This is a genomic window from Micromonospora sp. NPDC048040 (genome assembly GCF_055587185.1).
On the sequence record NZ_JBVJGT010000003.1, the window covers coordinates 50,245 to 64,261 of the forward strand.

At 74.9% G+C, this 14,017-nt stretch carries 15 protein-coding genes; 4 read left to right on the forward strand and 11 right to left on the reverse strand.

The annotated features are described in order from the left end of the window. Positions 1-60 precede the first annotated feature (60 nt). Positions 61-963, reverse strand: coding sequence for a helix-turn-helix domain-containing protein (locus ACZ6O2_RS04760; protein WP_466022021.1), 903 nt, complete (start codon positions 961-963; stop codon positions 61-63). 88 nt (positions 964-1,051) lie between these two features. On the opposite strand from ACZ6O2_RS04760, the gene ACZ6O2_RS04765 reads away from it, so the two are divergent. After that, entirely contained in the window at positions 1,052-1,270 is a 219-nt protein-coding gene (locus tag ACZ6O2_RS04765; RefSeq protein WP_350707726.1) for a hypothetical protein, read from the forward strand. 55 nt (positions 1,271-1,325) lie between these two features. On the opposite strand, the gene ACZ6O2_RS04770 is transcribed toward ACZ6O2_RS04765, so the two are convergent. The 8 genes from ACZ6O2_RS04770 to ACZ6O2_RS04805 form a co-directional block, all read right to left on the reverse strand. Next, positions 1,326-2,714 carry an acyl-CoA carboxylase subunit beta gene (locus ACZ6O2_RS04770; protein WP_350708019.1) on the reverse strand — a complete coding sequence of 463 codons (1,389 nt, stop codon included), beginning with the start codon at positions 2,712-2,714 and terminating at the stop codon, positions 1,326-1,328. 61 nt (positions 2,715-2,775) lie between these two features. Further along, positions 2,776-4,002, reverse strand: a complete 1,227-nt coding sequence (gene fabF / locus ACZ6O2_RS04775) for a beta-ketoacyl-ACP synthase II (protein WP_350707728.1) — start codon at positions 4,000-4,002, stop codon at positions 2,776-2,778. A gap of 2 nt (positions 4,003-4,004) precedes the next feature. Beyond that, on the reverse strand, positions 4,005-4,244 hold the full coding sequence (locus ACZ6O2_RS04780; RefSeq protein WP_007072348.1) for an acyl carrier protein: 240 nt from the start codon (positions 4,242-4,244) through the stop codon (positions 4,005-4,007). Between the two features lie 84 nt (positions 4,245-4,328). After that, positions 4,329-5,273 (reverse strand): beta-ketoacyl-ACP synthase III, encoded by a 945-nt coding sequence (locus ACZ6O2_RS04785; protein ID WP_350707730.1) that lies wholly within the window; start codon positions 5,271-5,273, stop codon positions 4,329-4,331. Continuing rightward, entirely contained in the window at positions 5,270-6,439 is a 1,170-nt protein-coding gene (locus tag ACZ6O2_RS04790) for an acyltransferase domain-containing protein (protein WP_466022022.1), read from the reverse strand. Before ACZ6O2_RS04790 ends, ACZ6O2_RS04785 begins: the two co-directional genes overlap by 4 nt. Positions 6,440-6,517: 78 nt before the next feature. After that, complete coding sequence (locus ACZ6O2_RS04795) at positions 6,518-7,864, reverse strand: PucR family transcriptional regulator (protein WP_466022216.1); 1,347 nt, start codon at positions 7,862-7,864, stop codon at positions 6,518-6,520. Beyond that, positions 7,861-8,529, reverse strand: a complete 669-nt coding sequence (locus ACZ6O2_RS04800; RefSeq protein WP_350707734.1) for a response regulator transcription factor — start codon at positions 8,527-8,529, stop codon at positions 7,861-7,863. The genes ACZ6O2_RS04795 and ACZ6O2_RS04800 overlap by 4 nt, the downstream gene beginning before the upstream one ends. A 16-nt stretch (positions 8,530-8,545) precedes the next feature. Continuing rightward, positions 8,546-9,736, reverse strand: a complete 1,191-nt coding sequence (locus tag ACZ6O2_RS04805; RefSeq protein WP_466022023.1) for a sensor histidine kinase — start codon at positions 9,734-9,736, stop codon at positions 8,546-8,548. A 236-nt stretch (positions 9,737-9,972) separates the two neighbouring features. On the opposite strand from ACZ6O2_RS04805, the gene ACZ6O2_RS04810 reads away from it, so the two are divergent. After that, positions 9,973-10,512: a hypothetical protein gene (locus tag ACZ6O2_RS04810; protein WP_350707738.1), complete on the forward strand. Its 540-nt coding sequence runs from the start codon at positions 9,973-9,975 to the stop codon at positions 10,510-10,512. Between the two features lie 95 nt (positions 10,513-10,607). Continuing rightward, a complete protein-coding gene (locus tag ACZ6O2_RS04815) occupies positions 10,608-10,949 on the forward strand; it encodes a hypothetical protein (RefSeq protein ID WP_350707739.1) in 342 nt (113 codons plus the stop codon). Positions 10,950-11,008: 59 nt separating this feature from the next. Here ACZ6O2_RS04815 and ACZ6O2_RS04820 read toward each other — a convergent pair whose 3' ends face one another. After that, positions 11,009-11,659, reverse strand: coding sequence for a hypothetical protein (locus tag ACZ6O2_RS04820; RefSeq protein WP_466022024.1), 651 nt, complete (start codon positions 11,657-11,659; stop codon positions 11,009-11,011). Between the two features lie 226 nt (positions 11,660-11,885). On the opposite strand from ACZ6O2_RS04820, the gene ACZ6O2_RS04825 reads away from it, so the two are divergent. Further along, positions 11,886-12,527 carry a copper resistance CopC family protein gene (locus tag ACZ6O2_RS04825; RefSeq protein WP_466022025.1) on the forward strand — a complete coding sequence of 214 codons (642 nt, stop codon included), beginning with the start codon at positions 11,886-11,888 and terminating at the stop codon, positions 12,525-12,527. A 73-nt stretch (positions 12,528-12,600) separates the two neighbouring features. Here ACZ6O2_RS04825 and gltX read toward each other — a convergent pair whose 3' ends face one another. Beyond that, a complete protein-coding gene (gene gltX / locus ACZ6O2_RS04830; protein ID WP_350707745.1) occupies positions 12,601-14,010 on the reverse strand; it encodes a glutamate--tRNA ligase in 1,410 nt (469 codons plus the stop codon). Positions 14,011-14,017 lie beyond the last annotated feature (7 nt).

A 14,017-nucleotide genomic window follows, 5' to 3' on the forward strand; every position in this document is an offset into this window, starting at 1 on the left:
GTTGACGATGAGAGCCGGCCCATCAAAGCGGGGCGGACGGACGGCGTCAAGCCGGTTGACCTAGTGGGCCGCGCGCAGCGCGGCGACCAGCCACTCCACGGCCGGCACCGCGGGCGGGAAGGGTTCCCGCCGGTTGAGCACGCCGATCAACTGCCAGTACCGCTCCACCCGCCGGTCGGTGAAGGCGGCGATCCCGTCGGCCATCGCCCGGCGCTGGTCCGGGGTGAGCGTCGGGTCCACCATCTCGTCGAGCACCGCCCGGGCCTCGGGCGACGCCGGGTCGATCCCGGCGGCCAGCGCCGCACGCGCCGGCTCGACCGACGGCATCGGCTCCGGTGGCGGCGCCGTCGCGTCGGCCGACCCGGCCACCGCCATCTCGCGTACCCGACGGCGGAAGTCCGGGTCGGCCACCAGTTCGGCCAGCTCCAGCCAGGCGTCCACCTCCTCGTCGGTGGGCTCGTCCGGCAGGTCCGCCGGCAGCGCCCGCATGGCCTGGGCCAGACCGGCACCCAGGCCGACGTCGACGCCGTCGAAGACCTCGGCCACGAAGTCGTCGATGATCCGCTGCCGCTCCCGGGCGGAGAGGCGGGCCAGGTCGTTCATGAGTCTCAACTCCTCGGTCGTACTGCCACGTCGGGTGACCGACCGCAGCACCGCCCGGCGCAGCCGCAGCGTCCGGATCTCCGCGTCCAGTGCCCGGACGTGCGCCTGCGCCACGTCCCGGACGGTGGACTGGCGGTCCACGATCCGGCGTACGTCGTCCAGGCCGATGCCCAGCTCGCGCAGGGAGCGCAGCAGCTCCAGCCGGGCCACGGCGGCCGCGTCGTAGAGCCGGTAGCCGCCCGGCGACCGGCCGGTCGGGGGCAGCAGGTCCAGGTCGGACCAGAAGCGGATGGTCCGGACCGAGAGGCCGGTCCGGCGGGCGAGCTGCCCGATGGTGAACAGGTCGGTGCGGTCGTCCACGTCGAAGAGCCTCCTGTCTCCAGCCGCTGGAGAGTCAACCCGGAAACCGGCTCGCGGTCGCCCGCCGCACCTGGCACCCTCTGCGCACATGGGAACGGCACAGGGTTTCGCGTACGCCGAGCGGTCGGACGGCACCGTGGTGATCACCCACCACGGGCGGGTGGCGGGCACGTTGCGCGGCGGCCGGGCGGCGGAGTTCCTCGCCGAGGTCGAGGACGACCCGCAGCTCGCGATGGCCCGGTGGACCGGCAACTACCGCCGGGGCAACGAGCGGACCGCCCGCCAGCACCCCCGCAACCGGGGCTGAACGACGCGAGGGGCCCGCGCTCGGGTGAGCGCGGGCCCCTCGACGGTACGTGCGACTACAGCGGGATGTTGCCGTGCGCGCCCCGGGCCGCCGGGGCGGCGGCGAGGGCCTCGGCGATGCGGCGACGGGTCTCGGCGGGGGTGATGACGTCGTCGACCACGCCGATCTCCAGGGCGCGGTTGACGCCGCCCGCGACCCGGGTCTGTTCCTCGATCAGCTGCGCGCGCAGCGTCTCGCGTTCCTCGGCGGGGGCGGCGGCGAGCTTCTTGCGGTGCAGGATGTTGACCGCGGCGCTGGCCCCCATGACGGCGACCTCGGCGTGGGGCCAGGCGAACACGGCGGTCGCCCCGAGCGAGCGGGAGTTCATCGCGATGTACGCCCCGCCGTAGGCCTTGCGGGTCACCAGGGTCACCCGCGGCACGACGGCCTCGGCGAAGGCGTGCAGCAGCTTCGCGCCGCGGCGCACCACGCCGTCCCACTCCTGGCCGAGGCCGGGCAGGTAGCCGGGCACGTCGACCAGCACGATCAGCGGCACGCCGAGGGAGTCGCACATCCGCACGAACCGGGCCGCCTTCTCGGCGCTGGAGGCGTCGAGGCAGCCGCCCAGGCGCAGCGGGTTGTTGGCGATCACCCCGACGGTGCGGCCGGCGAACCGGCCCAGGGTGGTCACCACGTTCGGCGCCCACTTGGCGTGCAGCTCCACCCCGGGAGCGTCCAGCAGCGCCTTGACCACCGGCTTGACGTCGTAGGCCCGGTTCGTCTCCACCGGCATCTTCGCCGCCAGGTCGTGCCCCTGGTCGCCCTCCGCCGCCACGTCGTCGGGCGACAGCCGACCCTGGCGTCCCAGCAGCGCGGCGAGCTTGCGCGCCTCGGCCAGCGCCGACTCGTCGTCCTTGCACGTCACGTGGACCACCCCGGAGCGGCGGCCGTGCGGCTCCGGCCCGCCCAGCCGCTCCATGTCGACCTGCTCACCGGTGACGCTGCGTACCACCTCCGGACCGGTCACGAAGATCCGTCCGGCCCCGCTCATGACCACGATGTCGGTCAACGCCGGCCCGTACGCCGCGCCGCCGGCCGCGGGACCCAGCACCACCGAGATCTGCGGCACCCGCCCCGACGCGCGCACCATCGCGGCGAACACCTGACCCACCGCGTCCAGCGCCACCACGCCCTCGGCCAGCCGGGCCCCACCGGAGTGCCACAACCCCAGCACCGGCACCCGCTCCCGCACCGCGGTGTCGATGGCGTCCACGACGTGCCGGCACCCCTCGGTGCCCATCGCGCCGCCCATCCGCGTGGCGTCGGTCGCGTACGCGATCGCCGGCGTGCCGTCGATCTCGCCCCGCGCCCACAGGACGCCGGAGGTGTCCCGGGGCGCCATCAACCGCAACGAACCGGCATCGAACAGCGCCCGCAGCCGCAACTCCGGATCTCGGTGGTCCACGGCGGGTGAAGTGTCCGCACCAACGGCGGTGGTGGTCACGTGAGCCTCCAAGGCTGTGGTCTCAGGCCCGCGTGAAGACGAGAGCCACGTTGTGCCCGCCGAAGCCGAACGAGTTGTTCAGCGCGGCGGGGATGTCCATGTGGCGCGCCTTGTTCGCGGCCACCTCCAGGGTGAGGCCGTCGTCCGGGTCGTCGAGGTTGATCGTCGGGGGTACGACGCTGTCGCGGATCGCCAGGATGGTGGCGATCGACTCCAGCGCGCCCGCCGCACCCAGCAGGTGACCGGACATCGACTTGGTGGAGGACAGCACCGGGTGGTCGCCGAGCGCCTCGTGCAGCGCCTTGATCTCCGCCACGTCACCGACCGGGGTCGACGTGGCGTGCGCGTTGACGTGCGTGATGTCGGACCTGGCGACGTCCGCGTCGGCGATCGCCTTGGCGATGGCCCGGATCGCGCCCTCCCCCTCCGGGTGCGGCTGCACGATGTCGTAGCCGTCGGAGGTGATGCCGGCCCCGGCCAGGCGCGCGTACACCCGGGCCCCCCGGGCGGCGGCGTGGTCCGCGCGCTCAAGCACCAGGATGCCCGCGCCCTCGCCGAGCACGAAGCCGTCGCGGCCCTTGTCCCACGGACGGGAGGCCCGCTCCGGCTCGTCGTTGCGGGTCGACATGGCCCGCATCGAGCTGAAGCCGGCGATCGGCAGCTGGTGGATGACCGCCTCGGTGCCGCCGGCCACCACCACGTCGGCGCGGCCGGCACGGATCATGTCCAGGCCGAGCGCGATCGCCTCCGCGCCGGTCGCGCAGGCGCTGGCCACCGAGTGCACCCCCGCCTTCGCGCCCAGCTCCAGCCCCACCCAGGCGGCGGGGCCGTTCGGCATCAGCATCGGGATGGTGTGCGGGGAGACCCGCCGCGGCCCGGACGCCTCCAGGACGTCGTCCTGGGCGAGCAGGGTCAGGGCGCCGCCGATGCCCGAGCCGACGCTGACGCCCAGCCGCTCCCGGTCCAGCCCGGAGTCGGCCAGGCCGGCGTCCGCCCAGGCCTGCTGTGCCGCGATGATCGCGATCGCCTCGGAACGGTCCAGCCGGCGCAGCTTGACCCGGTCGAGCAGGCCGGCCGGATCCACCGCGAGCTGGGCGGCGATCCGGACCGGCAGCTGCTCGGCCCACTCCTGGGTGAGGGCACTCACCCCGGAGCGGCCGGCGAGCATGGCGTCCCAGGTCGACGCGACGTCCCCGCCCAGCGGAGTGGTCGCGCCGAGCCCGGTGACGACGACGTCGGTGTGCGCCATGATCAGGACTGCGCCTCGATGTAGCTGACGGCGTCCCCGACGGTCTTCAGGTTCTGCACCTCGTTGTCCGGGATCTTGACGCCGAACTTCTCCTCGGCCGCCACCACGACCTCCACCATGGAGAGCGAGTCGACGTCCAGGTCGTCGGTGAAGGACTTCCCCTCGGCCACGTCGTCCGGGTTCACCCCGGCAACCTCTTCGAGGATCTCGGCGAGGCCGGCGGTGATCTCGTCACGGGTCATTGCGGTTTGGTTCCTCTCATCGGTTTCACTCGACGGCCGACGACGCCGGCCGTCACTCCCCGGCGCTGGCGCGCCGGAGGGGCTTCAGGGGCAGCGGACGACCTGACCGGCGTAGGTCAGGCCGCCGCCGAAGCCGAAGAGCAGCACCGGGGCGCCCGAGGGCACCTCCCGCCGCTCGACCAGCTTGGACAGGGCCAGCGGCACGCTCGCCGCCGAGGTGTTGCCGGACTCGACGATGTCCTTGGCGATGATCGCGTTCGGGATGCCGAGCCGCTTCACGATGCCGTCGATGATCCGGGCGTTGGCCTGGTGCGGCACGAAGGCGGCCAGCTCCGAGGGGTCCACCCCGGCGCGTTCGCACGCCTGCCGGGCCAGCGGCGCCAGCTCGGTGGTGGCCCAGCGGAAGACCGACTGCCCCTCCTGCTGGATGTACGGGCGCCAGCCCTCGATGCGTACCGCGTCGCTCTTCTCCGGGGCCGAGCCCCAGACCACCGGGCCGATGCCGGCGGGCTCGTCCTCGGCGGTGGCCGTCACCACGGCGGCGCCCGCGCCATCGGCGAAGATGATGCAGGTGGAGCGGTCCGTCCAGTCGACGATGTCGGAGAGCTTCTCCGCGCCGATCACCAGGGCGTTGCGCGAGGCGCCGGCCCGGATGGCGTGGTCCACCGTGCCCAGCGCGTAGGCGAAACCGGAGCAGGCCGTGTTGATGTCGTACGCCCCGGGCGCGGTGATGCCGAGCTTGGCGGCGACCCGGCAGGCGACGTTCGGGCTGCGGTCGACGGCGCTGCAGGTGGCCACGACGACCAGGTCGATGTCGGCGGCGGTGAGGCCGGCGTTGGCCAGCGCCTTGCCGGCGGCGGCGGCGGCCATGTCGGTGACCGACTCGCCGTCGGCGATCCGCCGGGTGACGATGCCGACCCGGTCGCGGATCCACTCGTCGCTGGTCTCCACCAGCTGCGCGATCTCGTCGTTGGTGACCACCCGGGAGGGCTGGTAGTGCCCCATGGCGAGGATCCGGCTGCCGGTCATGCGTGACCTCCGATGCGAACGAGCGGCTGGCCCGGCGCGACCGGGTCGTCGTGGTGGGCGAGCCACTCGGTGAGCACCCCGCTGTCGTGGGCGGCCACCTCGACCGGGCCCTGCCGGGTGGCGATGTGGCCGACGACCTGCCCGGCGTCGAGCGTGTCGCCCTCGGCGAGGCCCGCCGCCGGCTCGAAGGTGCCGGCCGACGGGGCCACCACCACGCGGAACTGCATGGTCGGCTCGTGGCTCGGCGCCATCCCGTGCCGGGCGATCAGGTCCCGCGCGGCGGGCAGGTCGTCCGGGGTGTTCAGGGTGACGATCTCCGGGAGGCCGCTCTCCTTGAGCTCCCGCTTGACCAGGCCCGCGAGGGTGCCCGCCGGGGGCAGCTCGATCACGCCGGTCACCCCGAGGTCGGCCAGCGTGCGCATGCAGAGGTCCCAGCGCACCGGCGCGGTGACCTGCCGGACCAGGCGCTGCACCATGTCGCGCCCGTGGTCGACCGCGGCGCCGTCGATGTTGGACAGCAGGATCCGGGTCGGGTCGGCGGGGGTGATCCCGGCGGCGACGGCGGCGAGCGCCGCCTCGGCGGGGGCCATGTACGGGGTGTGGAAGGCGCCGGCCACCTTGAGGCGGATCACCCGGGCCTTGGTCGGCGGCTCGGCGGCGAGCTTCTCCAGGCCCGCGACCGCGCCGGCGGCGACGAACTGGCCGGCGCCGTTGCGGTTGGCCGGGTGCAGCCCGTGCGCGGCGATCGTGGCGAGCACCTCGTCGCGGTCCCCGCCCAGCACGGCGGCCATCCCGGTCGGCTCCAGCGCGCAGGCGGCGGCCATCTCCCGGCCGCGTACGCCGGCGAGGGTGATCGCCGCCTCCGCGGGCAGCACCCCGGCGAGCGTCGCCGCGCCCAGCTCGCCCACGCTGTGGCCGGCGGTGACGGTGACGTCGTACATCGGCAGGTGTTCGGCGGCGAGCAGCGCCGCCGCGACCAGCAGCGGCTGGGTGCGGGCGGTGTCCTTGATCTCGTCGGCGTCGGCCGCGGTGCCGAGGTGCACCAGGTCGACCCCGGCCAGCGCCGACCACCACCGCAGACGGGCCTCGGCACCGGGCAGGTCGAGCCAGGGGGTCAGGAAGCCGGGTTTCTGGGAACCCTGGCCGGGAGAGAGTACGGCGAGCACGTCTATGACTCTCCCGGATACGCGCGGGTAGCGCTGTGCCGCCCTCGACCAAACCGCACTAGAACCTTTGGGGGGTTCCTACAAAGATCGGCGGTGATCATCACCCGACTGTGACGATTTCCTGACGGCTGGGGTCATTGTCTGGGTTGGGACCACCGGGACCACCGGGTCGAGCCGGCCGACGGTGAGCGCCACCTGGAGGGCGAACGCGTCCCGCGCGGCGAGCGGCGAGAAGCCGGTCACGTCGGCGATCCGCCGCAGCCGGTAGCGCACCGTGTTCGGGTGCACGAAGAGGGCGCGGGCGGCGCTCTCCAGCGTGCCGCCGGCCGCGAAGAACGCGTCGAGGGTCTCCAGCAACTCGCCGCCCGCCCGCACGAGCGCGGCGTAGACGTCGTGCCGCAGCCGCCGGCGCGCCTCCGCGTCACCGGCCAGGGCGCGCTCCGGCAGCAGGTCGCCCGCCGGCACCGGCCGGGGCGCGGTCGGCCAGGCGGGGGCGGCCCGGAAGCCGGCCAGCGCGGCGCGGGCCGACTCGGTCGCCTCGTCCAGGCTCGGTACGGCCGGGCCGACCACCACCGGCCCGTCGCCGAACGCGCCGAGCAGCTTGACGGTGGCGGCGACGGGATCGGCGGCGCCCCCGAGCACGATGACCAGCCGGTCGCCGTGCACCCCGCCGATCACCTCCGCGCCGATGCGTCGGGCCTGCCGGTGCACGGTGTGCAGCACGGCGGAGACCTCGCCGCCGGGGGAGCGGCCGACCGCCACCGCCACCGGCGGGGCGTCCGCCCAGCCGAGCGCCGCCGCGCGGCTGGCCAGCACGTCCGGCGAGTCGCCCCGCAGCAGCGCGTCCACCAGCAACGCCTGCAACCGGGCGTCCCAGGAGCCGCGGGACTCGGCGGCCCGGGCGTACGCGCGGGCGGCGGCGAAGGCGATCTCCCGGGAGAACCGCAGCACCGCCTCGCGCAACTGCTGCTCCTCGCCCGGCGCGGCCAGGTGCGAGACCTGCTCCTCGACGACGTCGATCATCACCTTGATCAGCGCCACCGTCTGCTGGAGGCTGATCGAGCGGGCCAGCGCCTGCGGCGCGGTGGCGAAGACCTCGTCGGAGACCTCCTGGGTGCTGTCCGCCGTGCCGCCGCCGTCGCGCAGCCACTGCACCAGCGACCGGGCGCCGGCCTGGGCCACCAGCATCACCCAGGAACGGTGGTCGGCGGGCAGGTCGCGGAACCAGGGCAGGGCCTCGTCCATCCGGGCCACGCTGGCGGTGGCCAGCGCCCCCGCCGCCCGCTCGATCCGGCGCAGCGTGGCCGACAGCTCCGTACCGCCCGGCTCGCTCACCGCTCCAGCCTGACACGTCCCGACCTGGACCTTCACGCCGGGCGGCCCGCGCTCGGCGGTGGCCCCGGGCGGGCCGGCGGGTCGGGTCAGGCGGGCGGGGGAGCGGGCAGCCCCAGCTCCTGGGCCAGGATGGCGGCCTGCACCCGGCTGCGCAGGTCCAGCTTGGCGAGGATCCGGCTGACATGGGTCTTGGTGGTGCTCTCCGCCATCGCCAGCCGGTCGGCGATCTGCTGGTTGGACAGCCCGAGCCCGAGGCAGGCCAGCACGTCCCGCTCCCGGGGGGTCAGCGTGTCCACCGCCGCCCGGGTCGCCCCGGAGGCGGCCGGGGCGGTCGCCGCGAACGCGGTGATCAGCCGGCGGGTCACCGCCGGGGCGATGAACCCCTCGCCCCGGGCGACCGTCCGCACCGCCGCCACCAGCCCTTCGGCGTCGATGTCCTTGAGCACGAAGCCCGCCGCGCCGGCCCGCAGCGCGCCGAAGACGTACTCGTCGAGGTCGAAGGTGGTGAGCACGAGCACGTCGGCGAGCCGGTCGGCGACGATCTCCCGGGTGGCCGAGATGCCGTCCAGCCGGGGCATCCGCACGTCCATGACCGCCACGTCGGGCCGCAGCTCGCGGCACAGCCGGACGGCCTCCGCGCCGTCGTCGGCCTCGCCCACCACGGCGACGCCGGGCGCGCCGGCCAGGATCAGCGCCAGCCCGGCCCGCACCGCCGGCTGGTCGTCGGCGAGCAGCACCCGGATCACCTCGGCCATGACACGCCCCGTCCCCTCACGCCGCCTCGCCCGTCGGCAGCTCCACCCGTACCCGCCAGCGGCCCTGCGCCGGGCCGGCGGCGAACCGCCCGTTGAGCAGCACCGCCCGCTCCCGCATCCCGATCAGACCGGCGCCCGCGCCGCTCGGCGCGCCACCGCCGGCGCCCACCGGGTTGTCCACGCCCACCACCACCCCCGCCGGCTCGTACGCGACCAGCACGTCGGCCTCGCCGGCGCCGTGCTTGAGCGCGTTGGTCAGCGACTCCTGCACGATCCGGTACGCGGCCAGGTCCACCCCGACCGGCAGCGGGCGGGGCTCGCCGCGCCGGGTCACCCGCACCGCCAGCCCGGCGGCGCGGGCCCGGTCGACCAGCCCGTCGACCTCGCTCAGCCGCGCCCGGGTCGTCTCGTCCGTCGCGTCGACGGCCGGCCCGCTCCCCGCCGGCTCCCGGAGCAGGCCGATCATCTGCCGCATCTCCGCCAGGCCCTGCACGCTGTTCTCCCGGATCACCCGCAGCGCCGACTGGACCTGCGCCCGGTCGAGCCCCGGCACGGAGAGCGCGGCCGTGGCGTGGATCGCCACGGCGCTCAGGTGGTTGGCGATCACGTCGTGCAGCTCCCGGGCCATCCGGGCCCGTTCCGCGCCGACCGCCTGCCGCCGGTCCAGCTCCACCAACCGCGCGGTCTGCTCGGCCCGGGCCCGCTCGGCCACCGCCTGGTCCCGGTACTGCCGCACGCTGATCCCGGTGACCACCGGCAGCACCCCGGCCAGCACCAACGGCATCCCGAAGGCCACACCCCGCCAGTCACCGGTCAGCAGCACCCCCGCCGCCGTGCCGAGCACGCTCAGCCCGACCATGACCCGCAGCAGCCAGCGCCAGGTCAGCGCCGAACCGAACACGCACGCGTCGTAGAGGACCTGGGTGTAGACGAGGACGGTGGCCAGCGAGCCGCCCATCGCGAGGTCGACCACCACCGCCACCGTGCCGAGGGCCAGGCTGGCGCGGGTGGCGACCCGGCGCAGGCCCACCGCCACGCAGGCCGCCGCCAGCGGCAGCAGGAACAGCGGCTCCGGCAGGCCCGGCTGCCAGGACAGCTGCGGCTGCGTGCCCAGGGCGTACATGACCGCGCCGCCGGCCAGGGACGCGGCGGCGAGCATCAGGTCCCGGCCGGCGGTGCCGGGCCCGAGCCAGGTCGGCGCTCGCATGGCCCCGATCCCACCACACCGCCCGCCGCCCGGGCTCCGACCGCCGGAGGACCCCGCCCCGCCCCACCCCCACCGAAAGATGTACGCCACCACGCCCGCCCCGCTCCCGCCGGTCCCGCGTCCGTCGGCGGTGGGGCGGGTCCGTCGAAGGAGGGAGGGAGATCTCGTCTTCGGCGGTGAGGGTTGCGCGTCCGGGGCGGGGCAGGGTGGTGGGGCACGAACGGGGAGGGGCAAAAATGCTGCTGGGAGTCATCGTCGCCTGCGAGATCGGGTTCTGGGTGGTGCTCGCCGCCGGGCTGGTCGCGCGGTATCCGCTGCGCCGGCCGCGGCTGGGCGCCGCGCTGCTGGTCTGCGTACCGCTGGTGGACCTGGTGCTGCTCGCGGCGAGCGCGCTGGACCTGCGGCGCGGCGCCACCGCGGACGTCACCCACGGCCTGGCCGCCGCGTACCTCGGCTTCTCGGTGGCTTTCGGGCACTCGATGGTCCGCTGGGCCGACCAGCGCTTCGCGTACCGCTTCGCCGGCGGCCCGCCGCCGGTCAAGCCGCCGCGGCACGGGTGGGCACGGACCCGGCACGAGTGGCGGGAGTGGGGCAAGGGCCTGCTCGGGTGGGCGATCGCCTGCGCGCTGCTCGGCGCGGCGATCGTCTGGGTCGACGACGCCGAGCGGACCCGGGAGCTGACGAACTGGATCGGCAGGCTCTCCCTCGCCATCGTCATCTGGCTGGTCGCCTTCCCGGTCTGGGAGACGATCTTCCCGCGCCGGGCGCGGCGCTGACCCGGGTCCGGCTGCACGGCCCGTCGGTGCCGGCCAGTACGGTGACAGGGCACGTCGGGCGACCCCGGCGGGCGTGGCGAGCGTGAGGAGACCGGATGGCGCACGGGGAGGCCGAGCACGGCTGCGCCCAGGGTGAGCCCTGCCGGACGGGCCACCACGACCAGCAGGCGGCCGCCAAGCATCACCGCCGGCTGCCCGGCGGGTTCCCGGCCCATGCGCCGGAGCCCCCTGGTCGTGCGGCGGAGCGCGCCGACGAGGACGCCCCGGTGCCCCGGCAGCGTGCCGCCGAGGCGGCCCTGCCCGGCGAGGTCGAGCCGGCGGCGGCGCAGGGCTGCCGCAGCGACCTGCCCGGTTGGGCCGGCGCGCACCGGCACGGCCCGGTCCGCCCCCGGCACCGTGTCGTCCGCCGGGAGCGACCGCCACGCCGCTGGTGCTGACCCCACGGGGGCGCGTGGCACGAACGTCCCCGCTGGCGCGGGCCAACGACGTGCGGCCGTCAGCGGGTGCGGCGGCGGACCAGCAGCGCGATCCCGGCGAGACCGGACGTGATCACCAGCACCACCGCCACGTTGAGCAGCAGCAGTCGCTGCAGCTCGCCGAGGGCCTCGTCGATGTCCTTCGCCGGGTTGAGCGCGTTCTCCGGGATGACCCGCTCGCCGCCGCCGACGCCGCCGCTCACCGTGTCGAACTGCCGCTCCAGCGGCACACCGGCGGTGCGGAGCGTCTCCGACATGCTGAGCCGGCCGAGGAACCACCCCGCGGTGGTCTTGCGGGAGTCGGGCTGCTTGGCGGGCCGGTAGACCCGCGGCCCGCCGACCGCCTTCGGGTAGAGGTCGTACGTCTGCTTCGGAACGTCGCCGGCGAACACCACGACCGTGTACTTCGGACCGAGGTCGGCCGCCTTCGGGCCACGGGCCTGCCCGGTGCGGCCGAGGAAGTTGACCTGGTCGACGACCGCCACGACGTGTGCCGGGTGGGCGTCGGCGTGCAGCCGCAGCGGCTCGGCCAGGCCCTCGCCGGTGATCTCCACGCCGGCGGGCGGCGGCTTCGGCGCCGCCTTCGCCGCCCCGGCGAGGCCGAGCGACAGGACCGTCGCCGCGAGCCCGCCCGCCACCACAGCGACCAGTCGCCGCATCGTCCGGACCATCGCCGCCTCCTCGCCCCGCTCGATGGATGGCTTGCTGCAGGTCACGCGTTGCCTGGCCGACGGAGTGACCGAACCCGCACACATCGGGTGCCCACTCTCAAGACTCCGCAGAACGTCGATCGGTTGCAGCTCGTGGAACAGTAATTGGAACTATCTGCGATCTGGGCCCGACTAATGAGCGGCAGCCGTTGATCAGCGGGCGGATCGTACCCTTACGGAGGGGTTCATGGGGGGCAGGGTCCCACGCGCGGTACGCACCTGGCCAGTGGTGGTCGGCGTGGCGCTCGGTGTGTCGCTGGCGCTGCCGGCCGCGCCGGCTGCCGCGCACAACTCGCTGACCGGCAGCGATCCGCGCAACGGCGCCCGGGTGGCCGAGGCGCCGACCCGGATCGAACTCCGGTTCCTGGCGAAGCCCGACCCGGGCACGACGAAGATCACAGTCACCGGGCCGGACAACGTGGTCGCGTCGGGCGGCCCGCCGACCTTCTCCGGCTCCCGGGTCAGCATCCCGTTCAGCCCGGGCAGGGCGGGGCTGTACGTCGTCGGCTACCGGTTGGCGTCCAGCGACGGGCACCCGGTCTCCGGCGAGGTGCGGTTCACCCTCACCACCGGCACCCCCGCCGAACCGCCCCCGTCGACCGGTCCGACCGCGCCGGTGTCGGCCGTACCGTCGCCGACCGGCTCCGCGGCGCCGACCTCGGCCGCGCCCGTCCCGGCGGGCGGCGGCACGACGGCGGCTGCGGTGCCGACGGCCGGGCGCAGCGAGGACGCGGCGGGGCGGGGCTGGCTGTGGGCGCTCGGCGGCGCCGTGGCGCTGGCCGCCCTCGCGGCGGGCCTGTTGCTCCGCCGCCGCTCCGCCCGCCGCTGACCGTCACCGGCCCGACGGTCCGGCGCCCGGGCCGGTCGGACCGGCCCGGGCGCTGACGGTACGTCTGTCGAGGTCAGACGAGGCGGACCCGGGCGGCCCGCAGCCGGCTCAGGGTGCGCTCGCGGCCGAGCACCTCCAGCGACTCGAACAGCGGCAGCCCGACCGTGCGGCCGGTGACCGCGACGCGCACCGGCGCCTGGGCCTTGCCGAGCTTGAGGCCGCGCTCGGCGCCGACCGCCTCCAGCGTCGACTTCAGCGTCTCCGCGTCCCAGGACTCCAGCCCCTCGAAGGCCGCCGTGGCCGCGTCCAGCAGCTCCGCCGAGCCCTCCTTCATCGCCTTGGCCCAGGCGGCCTCGTCGACCAGCGGCGCGGCGAGGAAGAGGAAGTCGACGTTCGGCACGATCTCGCTGAGCACCGCGATCCGGGTCTGCGCCAGCGGGGCCACGGCCGCGAAGGCGTCCGCGTCGAACTCCTCCGGCTGCCACGGCGGCGGGGCGATCGTGCCGGTGCCGGTCAGCCACGGCCGGCAGGCCTCGACGAACTCCTCGACCGGCAGCGCCCGGATGTACTCGCCGTTGAACGCGCGCAGCTTCTTCTCGTCGAAGAACGCCGGCGAGGGGTTGACCTCCGCCAGCCGGAACTCCTCCTCGATCACCGACCACGGGACGATCTCCCGGTCGCCGGAGGGCGCCCAGCCGAGCAGCATCAGGTAGTTGCGCATCGCCGCGGCGAGGTAGCCCTCGTCCCGGTACGCCTCCAGGGCCACCTTGTCCCGCCGCTTGGAGAGCTTCTGCCGCTTCTCGTTGACCACCACCGGCACGTGCGCCCAGACCGGCGGCTTGACGCCGAGGGCGTCCCAGAGCAACTGCTGCTTCGGCGTGTTGGGCAGGTGCTCCTCGGCCCGGATCACATGGGTGATCCCCATGGTCATGTCGTCGACCACGTTGGCCAGCAGGAAGACCGGCGAGCCGTCGCCCCGGGCGATGACGAAGTCCTCGATCAGCTTGTTCTCGAACGTCGGCTCGCCGCGGATCAGGTCGACCACCACGGTCGCGCCCTCGTCGGGCGTGCGGAAGCGCAGCGCGCGGCCCTCGCCGGGCGGCAGGCCACGGTCGCGGCAGAAGCCGTCGTAGCCCTGGTACTGCGAGCCGGTGCGGGCCTGCACGGCCTCCCGGGTGCAGTCGCAGTAGTAGGCCCGGCCGGACTCGTACAGCCGGGCGGCGGCGGCCCGGTGCTCGCCGGCGTACTGGGACTGGAAGTAGGGGCCCTCGTAGCTGCCGCGCTCGATGCCGATCCAGTCCAGCGCCGAGAGGATGCCCTCGGTCCACTCCGGCTTGTTGCGCGCCGCGTCGGTGTCCTCGATGCGGAGCACGAACACCCCGCCCTGCTGCTTGGCGTAGATCCAGTTCTGCAGCGCGGAGCGGGCGCCGCCGACGTGGAACATACCGGTCGGGGAAGGGGCGAAGCGTACACGTACCGTCACGCCCCCC